At 39.7% G+C, this 26999-nt stretch carries 25 protein-coding genes and 1 pseudogene; 15 read left to right on the forward strand and 11 right to left on the reverse strand.

What is annotated here, in order from left to right; genetic code table 11:
* Positions 1-107: 107 nt before the first annotated feature.
* The 3 genes from modA to NQ503_RS03605 all read left to right on the forward strand — a co-directional run bounded on the left by modA (position 108) and on the right by NQ503_RS03605 (position 2802).
* Positions 108-989, forward strand: coding sequence for a molybdate ABC transporter substrate-binding protein (gene modA, locus NQ503_RS03595; RefSeq protein WP_049940349.1), 882 nt, complete (start codon positions 108-110; stop codon positions 987-989).
* A gap of 71 nt (positions 990-1060) precedes the next feature.
* Positions 1061-1753, forward strand: a complete 693-nt coding sequence (gene modB, locus NQ503_RS03600; RefSeq protein ID WP_005422120.1) for a molybdate ABC transporter permease subunit — start codon at positions 1061-1063, stop codon at positions 1751-1753.
* Positions 1753-2802: a sulfate/molybdate ABC transporter ATP-binding protein gene (locus tag NQ503_RS03605; RefSeq protein ID WP_005422119.1), complete on the forward strand. Its 1050-nt coding sequence runs from the start codon at positions 1753-1755 to the stop codon at positions 2800-2802. Before modB ends, NQ503_RS03605 begins: the two co-directional genes overlap by 1 nt.
* A 13-nt stretch (positions 2803-2815) precedes the next feature.
* Here the strand turns inward: NQ503_RS03605 and NQ503_RS03610 are convergent, their stop codons facing one another.
* The 4 genes from NQ503_RS03610 to NQ503_RS03625 all read right to left on the reverse strand — a co-directional run bounded on the left by NQ503_RS03610 (position 2816) and on the right by NQ503_RS03625 (position 6968).
* Positions 2816-3895 (reverse strand): PucR family transcriptional regulator, encoded by a 1080-nt coding sequence (locus tag NQ503_RS03610; protein WP_005422117.1) that lies wholly within the window; start codon positions 3893-3895, stop codon positions 2816-2818.
* A gap of 79 nt (positions 3896-3974) precedes the next feature.
* Positions 3975-5066, reverse strand: a complete 1092-nt coding sequence (locus tag NQ503_RS03615; protein ID WP_005422114.1) for an ABC transporter ATP-binding protein — start codon at positions 5064-5066, stop codon at positions 3975-3977.
* Between the two features lie 158 nt (positions 5067-5224).
* Positions 5225-6097 carry a damage-control phosphatase ARMT1 family protein gene (locus tag NQ503_RS03620; protein WP_044924766.1) on the reverse strand — a complete coding sequence of 291 codons (873 nt, stop codon included), beginning with the start codon at positions 6095-6097 and terminating at the stop codon, positions 5225-5227.
* A gap of 232 nt (positions 6098-6329) precedes the next feature.
* Entirely contained in the window at positions 6330-6968 is a 639-nt protein-coding gene (locus tag NQ503_RS03625) for a DUF3786 domain-containing protein (protein WP_118393168.1), read from the reverse strand.
* Positions 6969-7126: 158 nt separating this feature from the next.
* On the opposite strand from NQ503_RS03625, the gene NQ503_RS03630 reads away from it, so the two are divergent.
* Positions 7127-7597, forward strand: a complete 471-nt coding sequence (locus NQ503_RS03630) for an ABC transporter substrate-binding protein (RefSeq protein WP_005422106.1) — start codon at positions 7127-7129, stop codon at positions 7595-7597.
* A 136-nt stretch (positions 7598-7733) separates the two neighbouring features.
* Entirely contained in the window at positions 7734-8747 is a 1014-nt protein-coding gene (locus NQ503_RS03635) for a ParA family protein (protein ID WP_044924762.1), read from the forward strand.
* Positions 8748-8780: 33 nt separating this feature from the next.
* Here the strand turns inward: NQ503_RS03635 and NQ503_RS03640 are convergent, their stop codons facing one another.
* The 3 genes from NQ503_RS03640 to NQ503_RS03650 all read right to left on the reverse strand — a co-directional run bounded on the left by NQ503_RS03640 (position 8781) and on the right by NQ503_RS03650 (position 11828).
* Positions 8781-9719, reverse strand: a complete 939-nt coding sequence (locus NQ503_RS03640) for an Abi family protein (protein ID WP_005422103.1) — start codon at positions 9717-9719, stop codon at positions 8781-8783.
* A 191-nt stretch (positions 9720-9910) separates the two neighbouring features.
* Positions 9911-10660: a hypothetical protein gene (locus NQ503_RS03645; RefSeq protein ID WP_005422101.1), complete on the reverse strand. Its 750-nt coding sequence runs from the start codon at positions 10658-10660 to the stop codon at positions 9911-9913.
* A 328-nt stretch (positions 10661-10988) separates the two neighbouring features.
* A complete protein-coding gene (locus NQ503_RS03650; RefSeq protein ID WP_005422097.1) occupies positions 10989-11828 on the reverse strand; it encodes a helix-turn-helix domain-containing protein in 840 nt (279 codons plus the stop codon).
* 325 nt (positions 11829-12153) lie between these two features.
* Between NQ503_RS03650 and NQ503_RS03655 the strand changes: the two genes are divergently transcribed.
* From NQ503_RS03655 to NQ503_RS03670, 4 genes are all read left to right on the forward strand, one after another.
* Complete coding sequence (locus NQ503_RS03655; protein ID WP_005422095.1) at positions 12154-12774, forward strand: CHC2 zinc finger domain-containing protein; 621 nt, start codon at positions 12154-12156, stop codon at positions 12772-12774.
* Positions 12749-14122: a DNA primase family protein gene (locus NQ503_RS03660; protein WP_044924760.1), complete on the forward strand. Its 1374-nt coding sequence runs from the start codon at positions 12749-12751 to the stop codon at positions 14120-14122. Before NQ503_RS03655 ends, NQ503_RS03660 begins: the two co-directional genes overlap by 26 nt.
* Before the next feature lie 113 nt (positions 14123-14235).
* Positions 14236-15210, forward strand: coding sequence for a MobV family relaxase (mobV, locus tag NQ503_RS03665; RefSeq protein ID WP_044924757.1), 975 nt, complete (start codon positions 14236-14238; stop codon positions 15208-15210).
* 76 nt (positions 15211-15286) lie between these two features.
* On the forward strand, positions 15287-15478 hold the full coding sequence (locus NQ503_RS03670; protein WP_044924790.1) for a hypothetical protein: 192 nt from the start codon (positions 15287-15289) through the stop codon (positions 15476-15478).
* 88 nt (positions 15479-15566) lie between these two features.
* Here the strand turns inward: NQ503_RS03670 and NQ503_RS03675 are convergent, their stop codons facing one another.
* Complete coding sequence (locus NQ503_RS03675; protein ID WP_005422089.1) at positions 15567-16046, reverse strand: MGMT family protein; 480 nt, start codon at positions 16044-16046, stop codon at positions 15567-15569.
* 109 nt (positions 16047-16155) lie between these two features.
* Positions 16156-16476, reverse strand: a complete 321-nt coding sequence (locus NQ503_RS03680) for a TfoX/Sxy family protein (protein WP_005422087.1) — start codon at positions 16474-16476, stop codon at positions 16156-16158.
* 190 nt (positions 16477-16666) lie between these two features.
* Here NQ503_RS03680 and NQ503_RS03685 point away from each other — a divergent pair, with 190 nt between their 5' ends.
* A complete protein-coding gene (locus NQ503_RS03685) occupies positions 16667-18604 on the forward strand; it encodes a recombinase family protein (RefSeq protein ID WP_005422084.1) in 1938 nt (645 codons plus the stop codon).
* Positions 18591-19166: pseudogene (locus NQ503_RS03690) on the forward strand (ABC transporter substrate-binding protein); the annotation flags it as partial. The gene NQ503_RS03685 and the pseudogene NQ503_RS03690, both read left to right, overlap by 14 nt.
* A 4-nt stretch (positions 19167-19170) precedes the next feature.
* Here the strand turns inward: NQ503_RS03690 and NQ503_RS03695 are convergent.
* Entirely contained in the window at positions 19171-20511 is a 1341-nt protein-coding gene (locus tag NQ503_RS03695) for an MATE family efflux transporter (RefSeq protein ID WP_005422080.1), read from the reverse strand.
* 185 nt (positions 20512-20696) lie between these two features.
* Here NQ503_RS03695 and NQ503_RS03700 point away from each other — a divergent pair, with 185 nt between their 5' ends.
* A complete protein-coding gene (locus NQ503_RS03700; RefSeq protein WP_005422078.1) occupies positions 20697-21593 on the forward strand; it encodes an AraC family transcriptional regulator in 897 nt (298 codons plus the stop codon).
* Positions 21594-21659: 66 nt separating this feature from the next.
* On the opposite strand, the gene NQ503_RS03705 is transcribed toward NQ503_RS03700, so the two are convergent.
* Positions 21660-22511, reverse strand: a complete 852-nt coding sequence (locus NQ503_RS03705; RefSeq protein ID WP_005422077.1) for an AraC family transcriptional regulator — start codon at positions 22509-22511, stop codon at positions 21660-21662.
* Positions 22512-22724: 213 nt separating this feature from the next.
* On the opposite strand from NQ503_RS03705, the gene NQ503_RS03710 reads away from it, so the two are divergent.
* Genes NQ503_RS03710 through NQ503_RS03720 form a run of 3 tightly spaced genes read left to right on the forward strand, consistent with a single transcriptional unit; the run spans position 22725 to position 26981 of the window.
* Positions 22725-24089 (forward strand): MFS transporter, encoded by a 1365-nt coding sequence (locus tag NQ503_RS03710; RefSeq protein ID WP_005422076.1) that lies wholly within the window; start codon positions 22725-22727, stop codon positions 24087-24089.
* A gap of 41 nt (positions 24090-24130) precedes the next feature.
* Complete coding sequence (locus NQ503_RS03715) at positions 24131-25297, forward strand: glycoside hydrolase family 5 protein (RefSeq protein ID WP_005422075.1); 1167 nt, start codon at positions 24131-24133, stop codon at positions 25295-25297.
* Positions 25298-25334: 37 nt separating this feature from the next.
* Positions 25335-26981 (forward strand): glycoside hydrolase family 43 protein, encoded by a 1647-nt coding sequence (locus NQ503_RS03720; protein WP_005422073.1) that lies wholly within the window; start codon positions 25335-25337, stop codon positions 26979-26981.
* The last annotated feature ends 18 nt before the right edge of the window (positions 26982-26999 follow it).

Consider the following 26999-nt stretch of genomic DNA (forward strand, 5'->3'; position numbering starts at 1 on the left):
TTTCTATTGCAAATTGCAGCTGTTAAATTGATTTGAATTTTTATTACAGTTAAAATATTAGCATGAATATTGAACAACATTTGAGAGAAAAGAAGGGAGATATATTCATGAAGAAAAAAATATTAACTGTAATGCTGGCTGGCGTTATGGCAGCAGGAATGAGTGCAGGAAGTGTACAGGCTGCAACAACAGAGGATGCAAGTGGTGATCTGTATGTATTTATTGCAGCAAGCCTTGCAAATGCAATGGATGAGATCCAGAAAGATTTTAATGAAGAGTATCCGGATGTTAATATTCTTTTCAATGCAGACAGTTCAGGTACATTACAGACACAGATCGAAGAAGGTTCCAGATGTGATATCTTCTTTTCAGCAGCAACCAAACAGATGGATGCGCTGGTAGATGAGGAACTGGCCAAGAAAGACTCCGTGGTAGATCTCTTGGAGAACAAAGTTGCTCTGATCAAACCAAAGGATGGCGAAACAAAAGTTACAGGTTTCGAAAATATCACAGATGCGAAGAACATTGCGCTTGCGGGCGAGGATGTACCGGTTGGACAGTATTCCCGTGAAATCTTCAAAAACCTTGGCATTGAAGACGATGTTAACAAGATGGAGATCAATGAAGGCAAGAATGTAACAGATGTGCTTGCATCTGTCAGCGAGGGAAGTAACGAAATCGGTATCGTTTATGCAACAGATGCTACATCCGTTGCAGACAAAGTAGATGTTATCGCAGAAGCTCCGGAAGGTTCTCTGGAAACACCGGTTCTTTATCCGGTGGGACTTACTGTAGACGCAGAGGCATCTGACGCAGAAGCAGTTGCTGCAGATGCATTTCTTGAGTACCTGCAGACGAATGATGCCATGAAAGTATTTGAAGAGTATGGGTTTGCCGCATATAAAGCAGATGATAAGAAAGAAGAAACTGCAGAAGATGCAAAGGAAGACAAAACCGAAGAAACAGATACTGCAGAAGAAGCTAAATAATTATCGATTACATATAAAAGGGGCGGCATATATGTCAGCCCCTTTTTGTACATACAAAAGGAAAGAAAAGAATGGAATTTTTACAGGAAATAAACTGGAGTCCATTGTGGATTTCTTTAAAGACCGGAGCAGTGGCTACGATAATTGCCTTTTTTCTGGGAATTTTCTGTGCACGTAAGATTATGAAGATGAAGCCGGTATCGAGAGCAATATGGGATGGGATCCTGACTATGCCACTGGTGCTTCCGCCGACAGTTGCTGGTTTCTTTTTGCTGGTGATTTTCAGTCTCAGGAGACCTTTCGGAAAATTTCTCATGGAGAATTTTGATTTTAAAGTGGTACAGACATGGAAAGGCTGCGTGATCGCTGCTGCAGTGATTGCATTTCCACTGATGTACCGAAATGCACGGGCTGCTTTTGAACAGGTGGATGTGAATCTGATCTATGCAGGACAGACACTGGGAATGAGTGATCGCAGAATTTTCTGGAAAGTGATCGTTCCGGCGGCTGCGCCGGGAATTGCATCCGGAACTGTTCTGGCATTTGCAAGAGCAATTGGTGAGTATGGAGCGACTTCCATGCTTGCAGGAAACATTCTTGGTAAGACTCGTACAGTGTCCGTTGCAATTGCAGCAGAAACTTCGGCTGGAAATTATGATATAGCTGGGTTCTGGGTTGTGGTAATCGTAGTGATCTCGTTTGTGATCGTGGCACTGATCAATATTGTCTCAGGGCGGGGCATGAAGAGTAGAAGGTGGATCTGATGGCAATACAGGTAAATATAGAAAAGAATTTTAAAGGCTTTTCTCTCAAGTCAGTGTTTGAGAGCAATACATCAGCAACTGGAATCCTCGGTGCATCTGGAAGTGGAAAGAGTATGACACTTCGTTGTATCGCAGGAATTGAGACGCCGGACAGAGGCAAAATCGTAATCAATGGAAGAACAGTTTTTGACTCAGAAAAGAAAATCAATCTGAAGCCGCAGGAGCGTCGGATTGGGTACCTGTTTCAGAATTATGCATTGTTTCCGACAATGACAGTAAAAGATAATATTCTGTGCGGTTATCGTGGTGAGGAGGGACAGAGAGAAGAAAAAGCCAGAGATTTTATGAAAAGATATCAGTTGGAGGGACTGGAAAACCGTTATCCATCACAACTTTCCGGTGGACAGCAGCAGAGAGTTGCTCTGGCAAGAATGATGATCGGTGAGCCGGAAGCGATCCTTCTGGATGAACCTTTTTCTGCACTGGATGGATATTTGAAGGATGTACTGCAAAAAGATATACAGGAATTTCTAAAACAGTATCAGGGAGATATGCTGATGGTCACACATAGTCGAGATGAGGCCTTCAGATTTTGCAATGAGCTGATGCTTCTAAAAGATGGCAAGACACTGATATTTGGTGATACAAGAAAATTATTTGAACAGCCACAGCTTCTGGAAGCAGCAAGACTGACCGGCTGCAAAAACAGTTCGAGAATTGAACGTATGGGAGAATATCAGGTATTTGCTCTGGACTGGGGAATATCTCTTCGTACAGAGCAGAAGGTGGAACTGGATATGACACATATCGCAATCCGCGGTCACTGGATTCGTCCGTCAGAGAAGGCGGGAGAAAACTGCCTGGTATTTGAAGCGGCAGAGTATGTGGAGACAACCTTTGAACATCAGTATCTGGTGAAAAGTCCGGGAATGGAAGACGGGGCAGTTCTCTGGTGGATGCGTCCGAAAAAAAGTTTTACGGACGAGCATGATAAGAACCTGCCGAAATATCTCTATCTTCCACCTGAACACCTGATGCTCCTGAAATAAAAACGACTCCCCCTCAGGTTCTGTTCTGATATCGCAGATACCGGGACACAAGCATGGCAAGCTTAAAGGTCATAGCATCTTCGAAGGTACGGAGATCAAGTCCAAACCGTTTCTGTATCTTTTCAAAACGATACACAAGCGTATTCCTATGCACATACAACTGTCTGGATGTCTCCGACAGATTCAGATTATTCTCAAAGAAAGTACGGATGATCGCCAGTGTCTCTCCGTCGATGGAATCCAGTGATTCATCTCCGAAAATTTCCTGGATGAACATTTCACAGATGGAAACCGGAAGCTGGTAGAGCAGTCGTCCAATACCGAGAGTGCGATATCCGAAGACATTGCGTTCGGCATAGAAAATTTTACCAATCTCAAGAGCGGTGCGGGCTTCTTTGTATGCATTGGAAAGATCTTTCAGGTCATTTGCCGTGTTGCTGTAAGCAACCCAGGCCTGTGTCATGGCTTCTGTGCCCAGCATATCTACAAGCATATGTGCAATATTTTCCAGATCGTCATATGTTTCTGTAGATGTCAGTTCACGGACGACGATAATGCCACGATTATCGATAGAAGTGATGAAATCATGCGTGCGTGCAGAAAATATATTTTTGATGGTAGCCAATGCGTGTTCATCCTTGGACTGACGGGTTTCAACGAGAAAGACAGCTCTCCTTGCACTGGAAGAAATATGAAGTTTGCGTGCCCGGTTAAAGGCTTCTACATCTGTATAATCTCCAAGGAGCAGTTTCTGCATAAAGGCATTTTTGTCATTTTTTTCGGCATAACTTTCCAGGATACTCTCAATCTGGCAGACAGCCAGTTCGCCAATCGTGGAAACAGAATCTTCGCTTCCCCACACAATGAGAAGAAGCTGTTCATTTTTTTCTGTTATTTTGTAGAGACAGCAGGTGGCATTTGACAGACAAAGAGCAGTGCTGTTTCGGAATTCTTCCAGTTTGGATTCTGCTGGAAGGCGGCGGTCACAGGTGGTGACCAAAATGGAATTATCTTCCTGAAGAAGACAGAAATCGAAATGACTGATGCGTTTCCAGTCATCCATATATTTTTGTAGTGTTCTCTGTACTGACATTGAACCATCCTTTCTGAAAATAGTTTTCTGAAAAAAAGACCCGGGGTAAATGCCCCGGGTCTGATATTTTGATTGAATCTTAGTTTGTGATAACCAGTTCGGTATCTTTGTCGAAGAAATGAGTTTTCTCCATGTTGAAATCAAATTTAACCGGATCACCTGTTTTTGCTTTTGTGCCAGGATCAACACGAGCTGTAATCTGAGTTCCGTTTACATCGAAGTACAGGAATACTTCTGCACCAAGAAGCTCGTATACTTTAACAGTAGAAGACATGGAACCGTCAGCTCTGTCTGCAACATCTTCCGGACGGATACCCATAACAACTGTTTTTCCAACATAGCCGCCATCTTTAAGAGCTTTTGCTTTGGCAGCCGGGATAACAAGTTCGTCTTTGCCGATTACTGCAACAAGATCGGAACCTTTTTCTTTGATTTCTGCATCCAGGAAGTTCATCTGCGGGGATCCCATGAATCCAGCTACGAACAGGTTGCCTGGTTTCTGGTACAGATTCTGAGGAGTATCTACCTGCTGAACAACGCCGTCTTTCATAACAACGATTCTGGTACCAAGTGTCATAGCCTCTGTCTGGTCATGTGTTACATAGATGATTGTTGCACCCAGTCTCTGATGAATCTTGGAAATCTCGATACGCATCTGTACACGAAGTTTTGCATCCAGGTTGGAAAGTGGCTCATCCATAAGGAATACCTTAGGATTACGAACGATAGCACGTCCCATAGCAACACGCTGTCTCTGTCCACCGGAAAGAGCTTTCGGTTTACGATCAAGAAGTTTCTCAAGGTCAAGGATTCTTGCAGCTTCACGAACTGCTTTATCAATCTGATCTTTCGGAACTTTACGAAGCTTCAGTCCGAATGCCATGTTATCATATACGGTCATATGAGGATACAGAGCGTAGTTCTGGAATACCATTGCGATATCACGGTCTTTTGGCTCTACATCGTTCATAACTTTGTCACCAATCTTTAAGGTACCGCTGGTGATTTCTTCCAGTCCGGCTACCATACGAAGTGTAGTAGATTTACCACATCCGGAAGGTCCTACGAAAATGATGAATTCTTTGTCTTCAATCTCAAGGTTAAAATCTTTAACGGCTTCAAAACCGTTTGGATATGTCTTATTAATGTGCTGTAAAGATAAACTTGCCATTATTTTTCCCTCCAAAATATTATGTAAGTTTTTTGCTCTTGTTTTGAACTGTTATCAGTATACTGAATTTGCAGTCAGGAATAAAGAGAAGAACCATACAAAGATTTCGGAGGTTTCTTGACAGATTGACGAAAAGCCGGGGAAGCTTTGTCAAATTGTCAAATACGGCGCTCGTTTATGAACATACCCTGCAGAGGTTTTGCGTTAAACTGATACTGGAACCATTTACATTTACACAGGAACAGGTAGTAAATATTGAGTCCACAATCATGAAGCGTTTCGTAGTTGCCCTGTCCTTTGGCAATGATCAGATCAGCAGATTCAAGTGCCTCACGGGCTTCGCTGCTGATATGGGGAAGCCAGGTGCCGCCGACTTCGTTTCCATTTCCGATTACGGTGGTCAGTTCGGTAAGCCCTATATCCTGTGCATCTTCCATTGTCGCATCATTGATTACAGGAAAACCTCTGACGATCACGGTGATATCTAGTTCCGGACAGAGTTCTTTAAGAAGTATGATAACCAGTTTGTCAAGAACGATTTCTCCGCAGTTATCAGTCAGATAGACAAGGCGGGAGGCAGCGCTTAAGTCCTTTCGAAAATGCAGGTATTCCTGCGCATTAAGAGGTTCTTTGTTGTCTTCTTTGAGAAGAGACAGAACTGTATCGGAATTTACATTTGACAGAGCTGCAAAATCAATATAGTTGCCAATACGGGCATAAAGAAGTGCAGTTTCCAGCGGATCTTCAGAATTCCGGATGGTCTCTTCAAGAGAAGCTTCCATATCCAGCATAAGCTGATTGTATTCTTTTTTGACAGAAGTGTAGTCTTCCACAGGCTGTTCCCAGAAATCACGGAACATTTTTTTTAATTCGACAGAAACGCTGGGGGCACAGTCTTCTTCTGCAATATTTGCCATACGGTCCATGACTTTCTTCATATATTCTACCTTTTTGTCCATGTCCTGAAAGGGACGGATATTCTGTTCCTGTTTGCCGACAGCACAGCACATACAGAATGGATTGAATTTCATGCTGTTACCTCCTAAAATTATGATTTGATACAGGTAGTTTCTATTATAAAGCTTTTGTCGAAACATGGCAAGATTGACGGAGAATGACAGATATGTTTAACCTGAATGAGGCGCGATGGTACAGGGCACTTATGCGAATGTGCGTCATCATATAGAGGTATTCACCTGCGAGATGGCACTGGATGATATAGATCAATAGAGGCAACGGTTTACCAGGGATATTACGAGAAGATTAGGCATTGATTTTCTGCAATATCGTTTCCAGTAAATCTCCCTGGAGATAAAAGGTTGTCTCAAAATGAAGATACGATAAGGATACCTTATCCCACAACAATAAGATTTTTGCAGGGAATTCCTCATCAGCGTCCCAGAACTGGAACAGGACAGAGAAATCTCCCATAACAGGCATTTCAAAAGTCAGATCAGCCCCGGCCAGTTGTTTCTGTAATTTCCCTCCCAGACAGAGGCAGGCCTGGCTGACGGCATTTACTTTGCCGGAGAATGCTGCTTCATATTTAGGGGTAAACACATCTCCGGACGGACTGCTGCCGGTGGGAATAAATCTGGTTACAGGCTGCCACTGTCCTGTAAGTGGAGGCAGCGTTTTATCTTCTGAGTAGCAGAGCAGGTCGTAGATCGTCATAACAATTGTATATTCTTTGCAGATTTTCCAGATGCCTTCGGCCATATATTCGATGGAACCATCTGAGCGGCTGATCCGATATTCTGTTCCGATATAATTCAGGTACAGGTATGCGTGGTCATTTTTTAATTTATATTTCTTTATCAGCATATCCTGATCATATTTCAAAAACAAATCTCTTCCGATATATATCTGTTTTTCGTAATTGTCTGTAAGATTTTTTTCCATATAAGTACCCCTTTGTCTGAGTAATATTATTTTTGAAATTTTTATGGTAAATGGCGGGCTGTAATTCCTTTCAGAAAATTATAACAAATTATGAATGCCTTCACAATCTTCTATTTTCTGCATACTCTAACAGAAGAAGTCTGTAAAGGAGAATCTGCATGAAAAATAAAAAATGGATCTCACTGGCGGCAGCAGTTGTTCTGGCGGTGACTGCACTGCCAATGGGAGTATTTGCTGCGAAGAAAGACAGCACGGAAGAGAAGCTTACAAAGGTTACACTGAATGAAGTGGCACATTCAATCTTTTATGCACCACAGTATGTGGCAATCGAAGAGGGATATTTTAAAGATGAGGGGCTGGATCTGACACTTGTGACCGGTTTTGGAGCGGATAAGACAATGACTGCCGTAATATCCGGTGAGGCAGATATCGGATTTATGGGAGCGGAAGCATCTGTCTATGCCTATCAGGAGGGGGCTACGGATGCTGTTGTAAACTTTGCCCAGCTGACTCAGCGAGCCGGGAATTTTCTTGTAGCAAGAGAAGAAATGCCGGATTTTAAATGGGAAGATCTGAAAGATAAGAAAGTTCTTGGCGGGCGTAAAGGTGGCGTACATACATCAATGTAAATTATGAGACGATTGTGATTTTGTGTAATTGGGTGGATGGGTTGAATAGTACATCTCTTAAATAAAATATCTCTTTTGATTATGAGGATATTGATTTATAATGAATATATCTTTACACTTAGGAGGAAACCATTTTATGGCAAAAATAATTGCATTATTTAATAACAAAGGTGGGGTCAGTAAAACCACTACTACGTTTCATTTGGGCTGGAAATTAGCCGAATTGGGATACAAAACATTGATGATAGATACTGATCCCCAATGTAACCTTACAGGATTATGCTTAAATGCCGATAAGGAAAATAAGTTAACACAGTTTTATGAAGCAAATAATTATAATATAAAATCAGCACTATCACCGGTTCTCAATAATGAAATGAGGCCGCTTGAAGCGACAACTTGTTATGAATTTGAGCACAACGAAAATCTATTTTTACTTCCTGGACATATAGAGTTTTCTGAATATGACGCAACATACAATATTGCTGAAAATATGACAGGATCTTTAGTTGTGTTACAAAATGTTCCTGGCGCATTAAGACAATTAATCACTATGACTAGTGAAAAATATCATTTGGATTTTGTTTTACTTGACATGAGTCCAAGCATATCTGCCACAAATGCCAACATTTTGATGGGAAGTGATTTTTTTATTATTCCATGTGCCCCAGATTATTTTTGCTATATGGCCATAGAATCACTTATTAAAGTGTTTCCTAAATGGTGTTCTACTTATGATAATTTGCGAAAAGCAGAAGTTTTTAAAAACGCAATTTACAAGATGAATGATACTGTACCTAAATTTCTAGGTACTATACAACAGCGATACCGCCCGCGAAATGGCTCGCCGGTAAAAGCATTTTCAGAATGGATTGACGATATTAATAAAATTGTTGCAGAAAAATTAGTTCCTGTATTGGATGAAAATGGAATGCTTATTCAAAAAAGAACTAATTACAATTTAATAAATATTGCAGATTTTAATAGTCTAATTGCTCAATCACAAATGAACAATACACCTGTTTTTGAGTTGACGCAAGAACAAGTTGAAAAGACGGGGAGTGTCTGGGAAAATATGAAACGTAATAGAGATGATTTTAGTGTTACCTTTGAAACATTAGCAAAAACAATTATCGCTTTAACAAATTAAACAAGTGTGGAGATACCATTGATGTATCTCCACTTATATTTTGCGGAATTTTGTTATCTCTTTCCAGTTAATCGGAAACCCCATATATTCAAAAAGATCATTTAATTTCAAATTTGAATTCTGCTTTTCATATCGGTCAAAAATATGCAATAATTGCTTTTTAAACAGTAAAAAATCGGTCTTTGGAAGTAGATAACGAAAAGTAATGACTACGCTAAACAAGTCATTTTTTCCATATATATATTTTGAACCATTTTTAGAAATGCCTAATTTTTTATGTAACAATGTATCTGGAATGTCAATATATGTGTGATAGGAAAACAACCTTTCGTTATGAGCACATACATTTCGGTACAGTGTTAATACCTTCAAATATTTTATCATTTCATTTTTCTTGACATTTCCAAAATCCTGGCAAATTGCTCCTTGCATATTTTGAGGTAAGAATTCAAACATTTTGGATATCTGACCAAAAGTAAGGGTATTCATAATCACCCATAACGGAATATTATGATATTTGTTACGCTGATAAACAAGATATTCATGATCCTTGTTTTTATTAGCCATCATATCTAGCATTTTGATTAATTTAGTAATTCCATATTTATTTTTTGGAATATTGCCGTAATTATTGGATTTAAGATATTCTTCTTGACGTTCACCATGTTTTCTACAGAAGTGATAAGAAATGGACGAACGCATTTTTCTTTCTACGCGACATAAATATTTAAAGAATATTCCACGTAACTCTTCATCAAATTCATAAAGAGCAACTATATTTTCAAAACATGCTTCATTAATGTATTTGCGAGTATGAATATCAATAAAAGGATGTTTGTATCCGCCAATTAATGCATAGTAACTGATATTCTGCAGGGATTCTACCGCAAAATCATCATCTGTAATAACTAGATTTTTTTCATTTTTCAGTTTTTCAACCTGTGCGGTATATGTAATAAACGGTTTGCTCATATGTACCTCGCTGCAAAATGTTCCAGATAAAGAAAAAGGAGAGGGGCCTCGGCACCCTCCCCCGATCGCAGGCTTCTCAAGTTTCTGCAATCTGATCACTAAAGATAATATAACTGATATAACTAAGAAAGTCAATCAGAAATTATCTTTATTTAGATTGTATTCAATCTGATTATTTTTATGTACTATTATTAAGCTTTTCCGGTTTCATATAGATAAGTATATAAATTGCTTTGGCTTGTCTTTATCATATCATAATAATGCAACACATTATCTTTTTCTTGTGCAATAACAAAGCATTCCTTTGATATAAACGAAAGATAAGTATCTTTACATACTTTTAAATGTCTATATTCGAGCAAACATTGTAAATCTTCTGAAATACAATCGATTATAAACTTAGCAACTTCTGCGTTTGTAGAAGTATTTTCAAAACAATAATCATATGGTAAAAACAATAACATATTCTTATTTACTGAGACTTTTTTTAATACCTGTATTATTGTTTTTCCTTCTGGAAGCTTAATGAGCCCTTTTTCTATTTTAATTAAATCGTCTATATTCATAGAACGAAAGCACTTGATTATATCATAAACTTTTCGTTCTCCTTTTAATCGTGAAGGACCTTTTCCTACTACCCCAGGACAAAATTCAGTTATAGTAGGGCTTAACATGCGTCTGGCTTCCATATATTTAGTATCGACCATAATTTTAAAATCTAAATCATAAAAAGAATTAAAAATGTCTGCTTCTCCATGATTTTGCTCTTCATGTTTTCTTAAAATAAATGCTTGATTGCCCTTACAAGTGACAAGTTTTGAAGAATTGATAAATGTCGTTAAAAAATCTTCATAATTAGCTGGATGCCCATCTATAAAATTTTTTATATAAATTGTTGGCGGTAATTGTTTTATTAGTAATTTATTTTTGTCAAGTTCCATATATTCTCCAAGCTTGTATTTTTTATTATAATGAGAAACTGTTGATATTCATATTAGTTACTCTGGGTCATCCAATAGGGGCGAGTAGCATCCCTGTTGGCACACGATTTTCCGTCAGGAAAGTCTAGTGTGTTATACCTTTATGAAATTGTGGCTGCCGGAAAGAAATTCTATATCCTTGCGATTATCTCCAATTTCCGGCATTCTGTGCTGAAAGGTACTCCGTAAAGGAGTTACCTGAAAGTACAGAACTGAGTCTGAATATTAGCATGACGATGCTGTTATTCAGACGATGCCACATTTGAAGAAAGGTATATCCATGCTTACGTCAGCTATTCTCTGAATTCTTTTCTTGCACGCTATTATCACAAATATATTTTGCCAAATTCTGTACCATTGCAAGTCCTTCGTCATTCAGATCGGTTGTCTGTCCCATATAAAAAGCTACTGCATTTGCTAAGTCAGTACTTGTGATATCAGAAACCGGCTTATCAGGCAATGCGTCCCGAATCATCTGTACGGCTTCGGCTGTAGCAACCGCTTTTGTTGGTTCTTTTTTCTGCATACTAGATTTAATATCACGTAATATTGCCATAAACTGAATCTTGATTTTTTCAATGTCTGCTTCATTTGCTCCTAATTTCTGTGAGCTTAAAAACTGCTTATCTTTTATAATCTCTTTTCTTTTTGAGGGTTCTACAGTCATCAAATCAGTCAGTTGATCAACAGCCAAATCAATGACCTTATTTCGTGCCATTATACCCTCAGCAATGGTATCATCAAAATAATTCCGAATCATAATACATAATTTTGGAAAATGTTCATGTTCCAATAATCGGTTTAAAATATCTACATCTATTCTTCTGGTAATCAGTCTCGTTACCGCTTCTTCCGACAGTCTAAGTTCCGATATATCATAACTTTTGGGTGAAGTAATCTGAGTGATTCCAAGCAGATAATCAGTAGAAACATGAAAAAACCTGGCGGCATCTATTACAATGCTTATATTAGGATTTTTTGTTTCACCGCTCTCTATACGACTGATTTGTGAATGAGTCACATGAAGCTGATCAGCCAACTGTTTTTGGCTTAAATCATGGTCTTTCCGCAAATTACTCAATCGGTATGCAAGACTTGTTTCATCTTCTATTAAATCAGATTTTCCCATTGTTTCGTCACCTCCTAAACTACTTCCATTATATCTGTGCCTGTGCAAATTTGCAATTTTTTATCAAATCGTATTCGTGATTTTCATTGTACGTGAATAAATCAGGGGTGCGATTTTTTCATGCTAAACTGTCAACATGATCGATCAGACAGAACCTTGAAAACTAAATGACCGTTCCGGAACTTTATAAACCGCCACGATTTTCTGATCAGAAAAGAGCGCTCACAAAGAGACGACACAGCGCCGAGAAGGGTTGCCTGTCAGGAAAGGAACTGGATAAAACGGCACAGCTTTAAATTCAAACTTAAATCAGGAGGAAAATAGAATGAGATTATTTGAAACAATAAAAGAAACTGTAACAGTCGGACAGGCTGCCGAATATTATGGCATGAAAATTGGAAGAAACAACATGATCTGTTGCCCATTTCATAATGACCATTACCCAAGTATGAAACTAAACACAACTTATTACTACTGCTTTGGCTGTGGTGCTACCGGAGATGTGATCCAGTTTGTTGCAAATCTATTTGGACTGAGTAACTATGAAGCCGCCAAGAAAATTGCTGTAGATTTTGGTATTACACCAGATAATCCGCCAGTAATAGCAGCTCTGAAAAAGCCCGAGTACATGGAAACAAAAAGCAGACAGAAAGAATTACATGAATGCCAGAAAATGGTATGCGAATATCTTCATCGTCTGGAAAAATGGAAAGCACTGTATGCACCAGAACGACCGGATTTACCTATGGACGAACGATTTGAAGAAGCATGTGAAAATCTGAGTTATATCGAATATCTGGCAGATTATCTGACCTTTGCAGATGAAGAAGAAGGCTTTGAAGTTGTAAAATCCATGAAAGAAACAGGCTATCTGGAAGATTTGAAATATCTTTCAGGGTCTCGTGATGAGGAGGATGTATATGCAGAAGAAGCAAAAGCAGCTTAGTAATTATCCAGTTTGGTTTGACGGAACCAATATCAATGAAGCAGCCTTTTGTGAAGAATTTCTCCATACGCATAAAATACTCTTTGCCAACAATGCATTTTTTACTCCAGAGGGGCGGGTCACTGATGATCTGCCCCTTCGTGGGGAAATATTTGAAAGTCTGAAACATTATGCCATTAACAATGTTCCACGCAAAGTGACAAATATTTTAGAAGTTATGAAACTGGCAGCTTATATAGAGGATTTTCCACCAGAAGCCAATAAAATCCATCTTGCAAATGGAACGATATATATAGATGGCACATTTATCCCTGAAAAACCAGATATTGTACGAATGCGTCTTCCAGTCAATTATAATCCAGATACACCAGAAGCTTCTACATGGCTGTCATTTTTAGATCAACTGCTCTACCCGGAAGATATTCCAACTTTACAGGAATTCATAGGGTATTGCCTGATTCCAAGCAACAAGGGACAACGGATGATGATTATAAAAGGAAATGGCGGAGAGGGTAAATCACAGATTGGTGCTGTTCTGAACAGCCTGTTAGGCTCAAATATGAAAGACGGAAGTATCGGTAAAATTTCTGAAAACCGCTTTGCTAGAGCTGACCTTGAGCATATTTTATTGTGTGTAGATGATGATATGCGAATGGAAGCCCTAAAACAGACCAGTTATGTGAAATCCATTGTTACTGCTCAGGGGAAAATGGACTTAGAGCGTAAAGGAAAGCAAAGTTATCAGGGGTGGCTTTTTTCCAGACTGCTTGCATTCAGCAATGGAGATTTACAGGCATTGTATGACCGTAGTGATGGATTTTACCGAAGGCAATTAGTACTGACAGCAAAGGAGAAACCTGCTGATCGTGTAGATGATCCTTATCTGGCAGAAAAAATGAAGAAGGAAGCCGAAAGTATTTTTCTCTGGGCGTTTAAAGGACTACAACGGTTAGTCCGTCAGAATTTTAAATTTACAGAAAGTCCCCGTATTAAGGCGAATCGTGAAAATGTGAAACGGGACAATAACAATGTACTGGAGTTTTTAGAATCAGAAGGATATATTCGCTTTCAGGCAGAGGCAAGTGCAAGTTCCAAAGAACTGTATGAGAGCTATCGGCTCTGGTGTGAAGAAAATTCCATGACTGCATTAAAAAATTGTAGTTTCTCAGATGCTATGATTGCTGTTCAAGCAAAATATAATCTGGAACATTGCAATACAATAAAAAATTCTGCTGGGAGACGAGTATGGGGATTTACGGGAGTAAAGGTTATTACAAAGCCGTCCTATACAGATGGTTTTATGGACGATTCCCAGTGTACGTACGTACCGAAAGAATGGACAAATTAATCTGGTACGTATGTACGTAGTAATTCAATGTAAGTTACACATTATATATTTTTCAGGTTGGCTGTCAAAATAATATGACAGTTAGCCTGTTTTGGGGAAAGGAGGAAGTACAAATGCAAAAAGCACAATACGGTATTTTAAGATTTGCAAAATACAAAGGACCTGAAATCAGCAATATTGAAGCTCACAATGAACGGAAAAAAGAAAAATATGCCAGTAATCCGGATATAGACAACAGTCGAGGAAATTTGAATTATCATTTGATTGAACCAGTCGGGAAGTACCGGGCAGAGTCGAATCGACTGATTGAAGAATACGGATGCCGGACACGCAAAGACAGTGTACGTGTTGTTGAAGTTCTAATTACCGCTACACCAGAATTTTTCAAAGGTAAGAAAAAGAGTGAAATCAGAGCGTATTTCCAAACAGCTTTGGAATTTATAAAGAAATATCAGGATTCAGAGACAATCTTTTCGGCTGTGGTGCATATGGACGAGAAAACTCCACATATGCACCTTTCTTTTGTCCCGATAACTCAGGATGGAAGACTTTGTGCAAAAGAGATTCTTGGAAATAAGAAAAAGCTGACCTGGTGGCAGGACGAGTTCTGGAAACACATGGTAGAAAAATATCCAGATCTGGAACGTGGAGAAGTCGCCAGCATGACCGGACGTGAACATATTCCACCACGACTTTTTAAAGAAGCAGTGCATCTTACCCGGCAGGCTAAGCAAATCACTGATCTGTTGGAAAGTACAAATATTTTTAATGCTGGTAAAAATACAGATAAAGCTGTGGAACTATTGCAGAAATTTTTTCCTGCAATAGAGAACTTTCAGACGCAGGTTCGGAAATATGATAAGACGATTAGTTCCTTAAAGTCAGATAATGTATCATTAAAAAGGCAGACACAGGATTTAAGCAGACAGGTAAAAGAAGCAACGTCCAGCAGTATACGAAAGAAAATGGATGATGCCAGACTCAGAGCCGATTATGAAAATCTCCAGAAGCTGATGGGACGTATTCCACCAGAAATACTGGAACTGGCAAAAAGAGGACAATTAACCCATTCAGATCGTGAACGGTAAATTGATTTTAAAGTGGACAGACACGAAAACTGTCCATTTTTTATATGATAATCATAGAAAAGTTAACAGAAAGGATGTGATAGCCTTGCGTAAGCCAACGTATTATCTCTGGCGTAACGATTTTCCGTCACAGGAAGAATTTGAAGCGGAACGCAAGAAATATGCTGACATCGGCTTTCGGGTTGTCACATTTCTGGATGGAGATTCAAACACTAATATTCATGATGGTATTAAAGCACTGGTCAAAAATCACTGGGATAATGTGTGATTTAACCAGTGCTTTAATTATACAAACTGAAGTTATCTATCAATTGTCCAATAATCCTTATAAGCGTAACCATCTATTGTTCCAAAGCCTACTTCAAATCAAAGAGGGAATTTTCATAGTCCTTTACATAATATCGTACATTTTTACGCCCTTTTTGAATAATGGTGTGTCCTTCTGCTTCTAATTTTTCTTTTTGTGCTTCAATACCATTTGGGTATTTAGCATTTAGTTCTCCGTTCGCTTTTAATGTTCTCCAATAAGGTGTTTCATCTTCTGAACGCTGATAACTCGCCCATGCCACAATAGAAACAAAAATTCCTGCCGTAATGGGTTCTGTAAAATCTGCACCACTTAACTCTGCAAAGTATTCTCGTATTTTTCCGACGGTAATCACTTTACCATACGGAATTTTTTTCATTACTTTGTCATAGTCGATTGGCGGTGCAAAATACATTTTACTGCCACCATATTTTTCAATGCTTTTCTGGTCTGTAATAATTTGAAATTTGGGCATATCCTTATTATCGTGCAACATAGCATTAAAATCTTTTTTATCTTCGTTTGCCATTTCTGCCACCTCCTACTTTAAGGATAATCTGTTTGGCATTCCTATGCAATGAGGCTGTTTGAAAAACTTGACAACTTCCGATTTATCAGTTACCAAAACAGGAAGTTGTCTATTTCTTCTTTTTCGGTTTTAGGGCTGGCAGTTCATCATACATTGCATGAAACAAGCCTGTCAAAAATTCCTTATTATCAACTTCATCTACCAACAACATCTCTTTTGCTCCCTCATAGGGTAATTCATACGGAGCTGTCGGCATATAATTAATTGCTGATTTTACTGGTTTAACAAGTAATCTATCATCATAGATACCGCCTACAATCTTGCCACGATAATAAATAATAAATTCTCCCATCATAGCTCGATAAGTAATTTCTTCTAACTCAGATAGCTGCCCTAAAATAAACTCTAAGTATTCCTTGCTTGATGCCATATTTCCTCCTCAAATTGTTATTTCTAAAATTGTATCAAATTCTGCCTGTTTCCGCAATCAACAAAAATGTCTAATACTATCTGTTTTTAATAATCTTAAGATTTTTCTATATACATCTTCCAGTTTTAAATATATAATATAATTACATAGAGCATAATAATTATATTTACATTTAAAGAAAGGAACATCTATGAATGCAGGATATGTCCGTCTTTCCAGAGACGATGATAAAAGGAATTATGTTTCCATAGAAAATCAGAAGCTGATTATCAACCAGTATGCAGCAGCTCATGGTGTGGTTATTGACCGCTGGTATGAAGATGATGGTATCTCCGGCTATATTTTTGACAGACCGGGATTTCAACAAATGATGATGGATATGGATAAAGATATTGATACTGTATATGTCAAAGACTTTTCACGCCTTGGTAGACATAATGCAAAGGTTCTTTTGCTTCTGGACGAATTTCAGGAACGCGGAAAACATCTGGTGGTGATTGACGATAATTATGATTCTATGGATTCCAGTGACGATACCATTGGTATCAAAACATGGTTTAATGAGCGATATGTAAAAGATACCAGTAAGAAAATCAAACGTGCCATAGGAGCCAGACAGAAAGAGGGAACACTGATTACCAGAGCACCGTTTGGCTATCGCCGCAATGAAAAAGATAAGACTGTTCTGGAAATCGTACCAAAAGAAGCAGAATATATTAAAAAGATTTATGACTTATATCTTTCCGGTTCCGGCTACCGCAAGATTGCCACATATCTAACCGAGCAGGGAGCACCGACTCCATCTATGATCCAGCGTGAACGTGAAATAGAAGAAGGCAGATTGTCCAAAAGACAGATAGCTTCTAAATGGTCAGATGCTATGGTAAAAGAGATTTTGGATAATGATTTTTACATTGGTACCTTTCGTCTGAAAAAACGTGCAAGAAACACGGTTCATGGAAAAGATAAACGTGTGCCAAAAGAAGAACAATGTATTTTTGAGAATCATCACCCGGCAATTATTGATAAGGCTACCTTTGCGTTGGTACAGGAATTAAAGGAAAAACGTAACCGTACCAACTATCGGGGAAGCCGGGGGCAGTGGCTTGGCTCAGAGATTCCGAATCCTTTTGGCAGTTGCCTGTTCTGTAAAGACTGTGGCAGCCGCCTTACACCAATTAAACGCCAAACTTCCAGCAAGGAACGGAAATATTACATCTGTACCACTTATAACACCAAAGGCAGACGTTATTGCTCCAAGGCACATTTAATTGAAGAAGATGATCTGATGGAAGATGTTCTGACTTATATCAAGATGTGTCGAAATGCTCTCTGTGAAGTTATTTCTACCTATGATTTAAAGGATTTTGAAGCAGAGAAAAAAACAATAGCGGAAAAACGGCAGGAACTGCACACAGCTATCAATGAGCGAAAAAGTCAACTGAAAGTTCTGCTTACCCAAAAAGTAAAAGATCTGGCTGTCGCTGCAGGAAATGAAGATTTAATCAATGAAACGTATGATTCTATGCAGAAAGACTTATTTGCTCAGATTCATGGTCTGGAAATGCAGATAAAAGAACTGAATGAAACTGCCATAGAAACGCCTGATGTAAAGGATAAACTAAAAAATGCTCTTGAGGTGGTAGATAAAATCATTGCAGGAGGCAGCCTTGACCGAAGAGATATTGAACTTCTGATTGAAAAAATCGTAGTGGACGAAGACGGGATGCCGGAAATTACACTGAAATACGGCTTGTCTAATCTGATTAGTTACAGTCCTGCTGATGAAATGAACCGAAGAGAAAATACCATGATTGCGATTGTGATGAAACTGATTGCTGAGGATGAACGTGGATTTTCTTCTGCAAAATATCTGTCAGAGCATATTACTGATCTGGGATTCAAGAAAACAAAACAGAGTATCCTTCCATATATTGAGCTGATGAAGGAACTTGGAATTCTTGAAGCCACAGATAATCCATTGAAGCCATACAATATTGTAAAGTCAAAAGAAGAAATCACGCAGCTTACCAAAGACTATCTGCCGAATGTATCAGCAGAAACCACTGCGAAACAGCTAGCAGATGATTATTTACATGGTATTAGTGACGACAGGTGGCATGCCTGAAATGGTGTTCGAATATATTCTCCGCAAAAACGGACTGGATCCACAGAAAGATCTGACGATTGACCAGAGCATTGATTTTGGTTCTACAGCGGCGGCTTTTACAGGCGATACTTCTGCAGATTTTACAGTAGAGTTTGAGCCATCCGCGACAGCTCTAGAAAAAGAAGGAGCCGGATATGTGGTGGCTTCTCTCGGTGTGGATTCCGGTTATGTTCCATATACTTCCTACAGTGCAAAGACCAGCTATATGGAAAAAAATCCAGAAATCATCCAGAAATTTACAAATGCCCTTCAGAAAGGCATGGAATATGTCCAGAGTCATACACCAGAAGAAATTGCAGAAGTTATCGCTCCGCAGTTTGCAGAAACTGACCTGGATACAGTCACGGCCATTGTAAAGCGTTACTATGACCAGGACACCTGGAAATCTAATCTTATCTTTGAAAAAGAAAGCTTCGAACTTTTGGAAGACATTCTGGAAGATTCTGATGAACTGAGTGAACGTGTATCTTATGAGGATCTTGTAACAACAAAATATGCCAGGGAGGCAGATGAAAAATAGCAGGTTAAATTCTACGCATCATTTTGTAGTAAACCGGGATCAGCAGGGAGCAGGCTCCGATCCAGGCAAGAGGGCTGGCAATGCAGACGGAAGTGTATCCAATCATACCGGAAAGTCCTACGGTAGCAGCAATACGCATAACAAGTTCTATCATGCAGGCTGCAAAAGGTGCACGTCCGTTCTGCATACTCTGGATGGAAGTACGATAAACGGCAAGAAGACCGAGGATAAAGTAAAACGGTGCAACGATGGTCAGATACATATCGGAATAATGGTAAATTTCCTTTGTCGGATCGGACAGGAACATCTGCACGATCGGGTGGCGAAGAAGCAGGATACCAATACACATGATCAGATTAAAAGTTTCGGTTTGAATCAGACATGCCCGTACACCCTGACGGATCCGTTCTCTTTTGCCTGCACCGAAATTCTGGGCAACATAGTTGGAAATTGCAGTCATCATAGCATTATTCACAAGGACAGAAAGCTGATCGGCTTTGGAAGCTGCTGTATATCCGGCAACTGCAGCAGTACCAAGAGAATTCACAACTGTCTGCATGGAAAGCTGCCCGATGCACATGACAGACATCTGAAATCCCATAGGAAAACCTGTTTTCAGATGTAGGCTGATGGTTCCTCTGATATCATGAAAATCTTCGCGGTGTAAATGCAGTACCGGGAAGTTTTTCAGGCCGACGAGCAGACTGAACAGGGCAGAAAGAAACTGAGAAAGAATCGTAGCCCAGGCAGCACCGGCAACACCCATATGGAATGGTACAATAAACAGGATATCCAGAAAGATATTCAAAACAGAAGAAAACACCAGAAAATAAAGCGGTGTTTTACTGTCGCCCAGCGCACGAAGCATATTGGAGATCATATTATAAAAAACAGTTGCGCCCGTTCCGAGAAGAACGACAAACATGTAATCGTAAGCTTCGCCGGAAATATCCTCCGGAATCTGCATCCACCTGAGAATCTGGTGAGCCAGCAGGCAGCAGATCAGAGCCAGGACTATGGTAAAAATAATACTGAGCAGTGTGGATACAGCAACACTTTTGCGCATGCCTTTTTCGTCCTTTGCACCACACCGTTGGCCAAGGCAGATACCGAATCCACCGGTAAAACCATTGATAAAGCAAAAGACAAAATAGATAATGATACTGGTGGCACCGACTGCTGCAAGGGAATCAGCACCAAGCGTTTTGCCGACGATCACAGAGTCAGCAAGTGTATAAAAAAGCTGAAAAAGATTTCCGAGAATAACCGGAATTGCAAATTTTAACAGTGACCAGAATGGATTTCCGACAGTGAGATCCATTTCTTTTGATTTCGGTCTGGACATAAGAACATTCTCCTTAGAATTATTGCGTGTTTTTTACTGCACGCCCAATTATAGAGAAACTGATAGTAAAATGCGATTCTGGTATTGCTGTTTATGATACAGATATTGACCAGATCAGCAAATTTATTTATGATGATAAAGAACATTTTTTGACATGAAAGCAGATAAAAACTGGAGAGGGTAAAATGGCAAAAAGAACAATCCTGGTAGACAGTGCAAGAAGAGAACTTGAAAAGCATGGAACAGAAAATTTTCCGATGACAGTGAACCACGATGATCTCTGGTCATTTGAGGGCAAAAATGTGCCGATTCACTGGCATAATGATCTCGAAATCAACCTTATAAGGGAAGGAGAGGCCGTCTTTCAGGTATACCAGAAAAGCTACAGGGTCAGAACGGGAGAGGGATTTCTGCTGAATCGAAATGTACCGCACAGCTGCAGTTCACCTGGAAATGAACATGTACGTTACAGTACGATACTTGTAAGACCAGACTTTCTGTATGGCGATTTTGGAAGTGATGTTGAGCGAAAATGTTTTCAACCATTTCTGCAAAATTCAGCGATACCCTGTATTTATTTGACTGGATTTGATGAAAATGGAAAAGAAATTCTGCAGAAATTAAACCAGGTAGAAGAAGCTTTTGACCGGAAACGATTCTGCTATGAATTAAAGATCAAGGGACTTCTGTGTGAAGCATTTGCTATGATCCTTTATGGGCACAGACAGGAATTGACGAAATTCGTCCCGGCAAATCTGCAGGAACTGGAACGTCTGGAAAAAATGCTGAATTATCTTAATATGCATTTTACAGAAGTAATTTCTCTTCAGGACCTGGCAGATCAGGTGCATTTGTCAAGAGAAGTCTGCTGCCGCCTTTTCAAAAAAATGACAGGCAAAACTATCACCGGATATCTGGAAGAATACCGTGTTAACAAAAGCTTTTCGCTGGTGCAGAGTGGACAGTATTCTATGACACAGATTACAGAAATGGTGGGATTCAGCAATCCAAGCCGTTTTGCCAGTGCATTTCGTAAGCGATTTGGATGCAATCCGGGAGAGTATCATTCTGTGAAACATTGATAGAGTGAAATGGGATTCCAATTCGTCCTCATTTATCAATCTGGGAGGTTTCCTGATTATACTGTACTATACGGTTTCTCTCTGTTTTCGTATCTTTGTTGGGGTATCACCGAATTGTTCCAGAAACATTCTTCGGAACAACTTATAATTGGTGAAGCCGTGTCGTTCCAGAATTACATGCACAGGATCTCTGGTTGTGATCAGATCTTTGTAGATAAAAGAAAGACGATATTCATTCTGATATTCCAGAAAAGTAACGCCCATTTTTTTCTTAAAGAAACGACAAAAATATCCTGTCTGGAGACAGGCGATGTCTGCAATCTCATCCAGGGAGATTGGTTCCTTATAATGTTCTGCAATATAGTTCAGGACGGGATCCAGCCGGTCCATTTCTTTTTTCTTATGGTTGATATCCTGTGGAAATACCTGAACGCTGAAATTATGATACAGCTGAAACATAAGTTCAAAAATCAGGCTGTTAAAACGTAGGAGATAGCCATCCGGTTGAATATCATTGATGACCTGAAGTTGTTCCAGCGTAGTTTTTAACATCATGAGTTTGGTCTTTTTGACAGGATCTTCTGTTCGATAGTCCCAGAGAAAAATAAGTTGTCCGAGATTGGGAATATATTTTTCCATAAAATTCAGAGGAATCTGCAGAAGAATTGCTGTATTTGGCGCAGTACACTTGGTAGAGTGCAGGACATTTCCATTGACCAGGATACAGTCTCCTTTATAAATTGTAAAACTTTCGGATTCTACAATGACATCCAGAGAACCTTCCTGCATATAAATGATTTCTATGGCGCGGTGCCAGTGTGTTGGAATATAACTTCCGGGATCCACGGAAGTACGGAACTGTACATTGGTTTCACCTGAAAAGTCTATGATCTCATATGAGATTTCTTTATTTTCCATAAATATCTGTTCTCCCTACATTTCAAATAGCGTTCACATTGTTACTAATCTATCAAAATAGAATAAAAAGAGAATATCGACCTATGTATTAGTCCTTTTTATACCTAATATACTCATATACGATATGCTATTATAATACCATAAGAAACAGCCATGGCAAGTTAAAAAGCAAAAGAAACAGGAAAAGAAAGATAAATAAGAGGGAGAAAACCAATGAATCAAAAGAGCAAATTGACCTTTGGAAAAATTTTTGAACGTTTTGCATACGGTTGCGGAGATTTTGGATGTAATATCATTTACACTGCAATGTCTGCATTCCTGCTTTTCTATTACACAGATTATGCTGGAGTCAGTGCAATGGCAGTTGGAACGATTATGATGATTTCAAGAGTTTTTGATGGAATCAGTGATATTATCATGGGTGTTATTGTCGACCGTACTCATTCAAGGTTTGGAAAAGCAAGACCGTGGATCCTACGTATGTGTATCCCATTTGCAATATCAGGCATCCTGATGTTTTCGGTTCCGGCTTCCTGGTCATCCACACCGAAGCTGGTCTACGTATTTATTACATATAACCTGGTATCCACTGTTATCTATACGGCAATCAATGTTCCGTATTCCGCATTGAACGCATTAATGACACAGGATCCATATGAAAGATCTGTATTAAGTATTTTCAGAAATCTTCTTGCAACAGCAGGAACACTTACAATCAATACATTTACACTGCCACTGGTAGAATACTTCGGAAATAACGCAAGTGCATGGACAAAAACCTTTGTCGTATTTGGTTTCGTTTCTATCGCGGCATTCCTTTGTACTTTCTTTGGAACGAAAGAACGAGTAAGAGCAAATGAGGCGGGAGAGCAGAAAGTAGAAGAAAACGTTCCGTTTGTAACAGGAATCAAGGCTCTTTTCCAGAACAAATACTGGATTATGATGACCGGTATGCTGGCACTTTTCTTCCTGATGTACTCCGTAAACGGCGGAGCAACCGTATATTATGCAAAAGATATCCTTGGAGACAAAAATCTGGTAAGCACGATTAATGGTATCTTCAATATCGTACAGATTCTTGGTATGTTCTTCATTGCCATGCTGGTCAAAAAATTTGGTAAAAGAAATGTATTTTCACTGGGACTTATCCTGGACATCATTGGAATGCTCGTACTGAATTTCTTAGGTGGATTCATGCCAGTCATTGTAGTTTCCAGTGTCATCCGTGGAATCGGAAATGCCTGCGGTGGTGCAACCATGTGGGCAATGGTATCGGACACCATTGACTATGGAGAATGGAAAACAGGATATCGTACAGAAGGTCTTGTAAACAGTGCATGTAGTTTTGGATATAAGATTGGTAACGGTATCGGTTCTGCACTGCTCGGTGTGATTCTGGAAGTTGGTGGATACGTTGGAAATGCAGCAGCACAGACAGCATCTGCACTGACATCCATTAGAATCTGTTTTGTATGGATTCCGATAGCTGTTTATGCATGCGGACTGATCATTATGAAATTCTATCATCTGGACAAAGAGTTTGACGGTATTCTTGCTGACCTGAAAGCTCGTAAATAATTCAACGATAACCAATAGGAAATCATGGAGGTTTGTATAACATGAAAATCAAGGGAGTCAATCTTGGAAATTGGCTGGTTCTGGAGAAATGGATGAATCCGGCATTGTTTGAGGGTACAACAGCGGAAGATGAATACTATCTTCCGCGCCAGCTCTCACCGGAAGTATATGAGGCAAGAATTAAAATCCACCGTTCTGAATATATCACAGAGCGTGATTTTGTAACGATTAAAAAAATGAGTCTTGAGTCTGTGAGAATTCCGGTACCGTATTTTATTTTTGGTGACAGAAAGCCATTTATTGGATGCATTGAAGAATTGGATAAAGCTTTTAACTGGGCGGAAAAATATGGATTGACAATCCTGATTGATCTTCATACGGTTCCGATGAGCCAGAATGGTTTTGATAATGGAGGTCTCAGCGGTGTCTGTAAATGGGCACAGAATCCAGATGAAGTCGAATTTGCACTCAGTGTACTGGAGCGACTGGCAGAGCGTTATGGAACAAGAAAAGGTCTTCTGGGAATCCAGCCGCTTAATGAGCCAATTACAGAAAATATGTGGAAAACTATGGATGTTGAACATCGTTATCCACCGGCAGATCCGGTTCTTGCACGGGGGTCTGCACCGATCACGATGGATTTTCTCAGAAAATACTATCTTGATGCCTATGACCGCATCAGCAAATATATGCCGAAGGAAAAGTATGTGGTCATTCACGATGGATTTGAACTGATGGCATGGAAAGACTTTATGCAGGAAGAAAAATATTCCAACGTTATTCTCGATACACATCAGTATCTGATGGTTGCTGAGGCAGATGGATGCGAACAGACAGTAGAAGCCTACGTAAAATATGTTAAGGAAGAAATAGAGCCAAAGATTACAGAAATGGAAAAATATTTCCCGGTGATCTGCGGAGAATGGTGCCTGTTTAATTCTCTTGCCTGCGGATGCGATACAAAAGGCGGACAGAGTGTGCTGAACGGTGTGGAAGGAAGCACTGAAGAAAAGGTCAGTGCCGAAGAAAAGAAGAAAATCTACAATGCGCTTGCAAAAGTTCAGCTTGAAGCATGGAACAAAGGCAGCGGTTATTATTACTGGAGTTACAAACTTCTGACAGATACTGTCAATACACCGGGCTGGATCGGCTGGGACAGCTGGGATCTGGGACGCAGTGTTGATTTTGGCTGGATCACAATGGAATAATATAAAATCCGATATATCCTAAGAGGAGGAGAATGCAATGATACAGAATCCAATACTTCCGGGATTCAACCCGGATCCGTGTATCTGCCGTAAAGGCGATGATTATTATATGGCAGTTTCTACTTTTGAATGGTTTCCGGGAATCCCGGTATATCATTCCAGAGATCTGAAAAACTGGGAATTATATACGCACGTATTAACCGATGATGAGAAAGTAGATCTCAAGAAGCTTCCAAGTGCAAAAGGAATCTGGGCTCCGTGTCTGACCTATTGCGAGGAAGAAGATCTGTTTTATGTAGTTTATGGGGTGATGAATTCCATGAATGCAAGATATTTTGATGTGGACAATTTCCTGATCTGCTCCAAAGATATCAAAGGACCATGGAGTAAGCCAGTATATCTTCATTCTTCCGGATTTGATGCCTCTTTATTCCATGATACAAATGGAAAAAAATATGTGGTTTCTCTGGAATGGGAGACGAGAGAAGGATACGAAAAACCAGGTGCAATCTGCATGGTGGAATACTCACCTGAAAAACAGGAGATCGTAGGATATCCGAAACGGATCTGGCGAGGTGGTACTGACAGAGGCTGCATCGAGGCCCCACATCTGACAAAACGTGGCGAATACTATTACATCATGTGCGCTGAGGGTGGTACAGGATACAACCACTGTGTGACCATGGGACGTTCCCAAAATGTCTGGGGACCATACGAAAAAGATCCAAAGAACCCGATCGTGACAAGTGTACCGGGAGAATCTTATGAAAGACAGGATCCGGATCACCTCAAACCAAAGTACTATAATCCGGACTCCATTCTTCAAAAATCTGGTCATGGAAGTTATGTGGAACTTCCGACAGGAGAAGTTTATCTGGTTCATCTCTGCTCCAGACCGTTCGTTCCGGAACTGCGCTGTACTCTTGGTAGAGAGACTGCAATCCAGAAGATGATGTGGACAGAGGATAACTGGCTCCGCATGGCAGACGGCAGCAATTTTGCAAAACTGGAAGTGCCAGAAAGTTCTCTCCCGGAATATCCGGTAGAAAAGACACCGGATTTTGATGATTTCGATGGTGATGAACTTGGAAAATTCTATTATTCACCACGTATTATGCCGCAGAGATTTGCTGATGTAAAAGCAAGAAAAGGATATGTCCGTATTCGTGGGCAGGAATCCCGCACTTCTTTGAACAAAGTTAGCATTCTTGCAAGAAAACTGACCAGCGTTTACGCAAGGATTACCACAAAGATGGAATTTGTGCCGGAAGTTCATCAGCACAGTGCGGGCTTGATCCTGTACTACGATAACATGAATTATATTAACCTTCGTAAATATTACAGCGAAACTCTGGGGCAGAGTGCATTGTCTATCATTCATCTGGAAAATGGCGTTAAGACAGAATTTCTGAACACCAGAATCCCGGTAGAGGATAAGCCAATCTACCTTCGCCTCTATATTGAAGGAAGAAAGTCCTGGTTCGAGTGGAGTTATGATGGAGAAAATTATGAGAAGATCGGGCGCATCTTCGACACTACAAGATTCTCCGATGAATACTGCAAATACGGCGAATTTACCGGAACCATGGTAGGCCTCACCTGTGCTGACCGAGTCCTCCACAAGAAATGTGCCGATTTTGATTTCTTTGAATATAAGGCAGACGAGAGTCGAATGGTGGAGTAAAAATATATTCAGATGTTA

This window comes from Blautia obeum ATCC 29174, from assembly GCF_025147765.1.
Classification (GTDB): Bacteria; Bacillota; Clostridia; order Lachnospirales; family Lachnospiraceae; genus Blautia_A; species Blautia_A obeum.

Coding starts and splice junctions, on each gene's coding strand:
- NQ503_RS03620 (WP_044924766.1), bottom strand. CDS start 6,097: ATGAAATTCAATCCATTCTGTATGTGCTGTGCTGTCGGCAAACAGGAA.
- NQ503_RS03660 (WP_044924760.1), top strand. CDS start 12,749: ATGCAGAAGAAGCAAAAGCAGCTTAGTAATTATCCAGTTTGGTTTGAC.
- NQ503_RS03720 (WP_005422073.1), top strand. CDS start 25,335: ATGATACAGAATCCAATACTTCCGGGATTCAACCCGGATCCGTGTATC.
- NQ503_RS03650 (WP_005422097.1), bottom strand. CDS start 11,828: ATGGGAAAATCTGATTTAATAGAAGATGAAACAAGTCTTGCATACCGA.
- NQ503_RS03655 (WP_005422095.1), top strand. CDS start 12,154: ATGAGATTATTTGAAACAATAAAAGAAACTGTAACAGTCGGACAGGCT.
- NQ503_RS03605 (WP_005422119.1), top strand. CDS start 1,753: ATGGCAATACAGGTAAATATAGAAAAGAATTTTAAAGGCTTTTCTCTC.
- NQ503_RS03685 (WP_005422084.1), top strand. CDS start 16,667: ATGAATGCAGGATATGTCCGTCTTTCCAGAGACGATGATAAAAGGAAT.
- NQ503_RS03610 (WP_005422117.1), bottom strand. CDS start 3,895: ATGTCAGTACAGAGAACACTACAAAAATATATGGATGACTGGAAACGC.
- NQ503_RS03695 (WP_005422080.1), bottom strand. CDS start 20,511: ATGTCCAGACCGAAATCAAAAGAAATGGATCTCACTGTCGGAAATCCA.
- NQ503_RS03635 (WP_044924762.1), top strand. CDS start 7,734: ATGGCAAAAATAATTGCATTATTTAATAACAAAGGTGGGGTCAGTAAA.
- NQ503_RS03700 (WP_005422078.1), top strand. CDS start 20,697: ATGGCAAAAAGAACAATCCTGGTAGACAGTGCAAGAAGAGAACTTGAA.
- NQ503_RS03710 (WP_005422076.1), top strand. CDS start 22,725: ATGAATCAAAAGAGCAAATTGACCTTTGGAAAAATTTTTGAACGTTTT.
- NQ503_RS03675 (WP_005422089.1), bottom strand. CDS start 16,046: ATGGCAAACGAAGATAAAAAAGATTTTAATGCTATGTTGCACGATAAT.
- NQ503_RS03615 (WP_005422114.1), bottom strand. CDS start 5,066: ATGGCAAGTTTATCTTTACAGCACATTAATAAGACATATCCAAACGGT.
- NQ503_RS03680 (WP_005422087.1), bottom strand. CDS start 16,476: ATGGCATCAAGCAAGGAATACTTAGAGTTTATTTTAGGGCAGCTATCT.
- NQ503_RS03640 (WP_005422103.1), bottom strand. CDS start 9,719: ATGAGCAAACCGTTTATTACATATACCGCACAGGTTGAAAAACTGAAA.
- modA (WP_049940349.1), top strand. CDS start 108: ATGAAGAAAAAAATATTAACTGTAATGCTGGCTGGCGTTATGGCAGCA.
- NQ503_RS03705 (WP_005422077.1), bottom strand. CDS start 22,511: ATGGAAAATAAAGAAATCTCATATGAGATCATAGACTTTTCAGGTGAA.
- NQ503_RS03715 (WP_005422075.1), top strand. CDS start 24,131: ATGAAAATCAAGGGAGTCAATCTTGGAAATTGGCTGGTTCTGGAGAAA.
- NQ503_RS03625 (WP_118393168.1), bottom strand. CDS start 6,968: ATGGAAAAAAATCTTACAGACAATTACGAAAAACAGATATATATCGGA.
- modB (WP_005422120.1), top strand. CDS start 1,061: ATGGAATTTTTACAGGAAATAAACTGGAGTCCATTGTGGATTTCTTTA.
- mobV (WP_044924757.1), top strand. CDS start 14,236: ATGCAAAAAGCACAATACGGTATTTTAAGATTTGCAAAATACAAAGGA.
- NQ503_RS03630 (WP_005422106.1), top strand. CDS start 7,127: ATGAAAAATAAAAAATGGATCTCACTGGCGGCAGCAGTTGTTCTGGCG.
- NQ503_RS03645 (WP_005422101.1), bottom strand. CDS start 10,660: ATGGAACTTGACAAAAATAAATTACTAATAAAACAATTACCGCCAACA.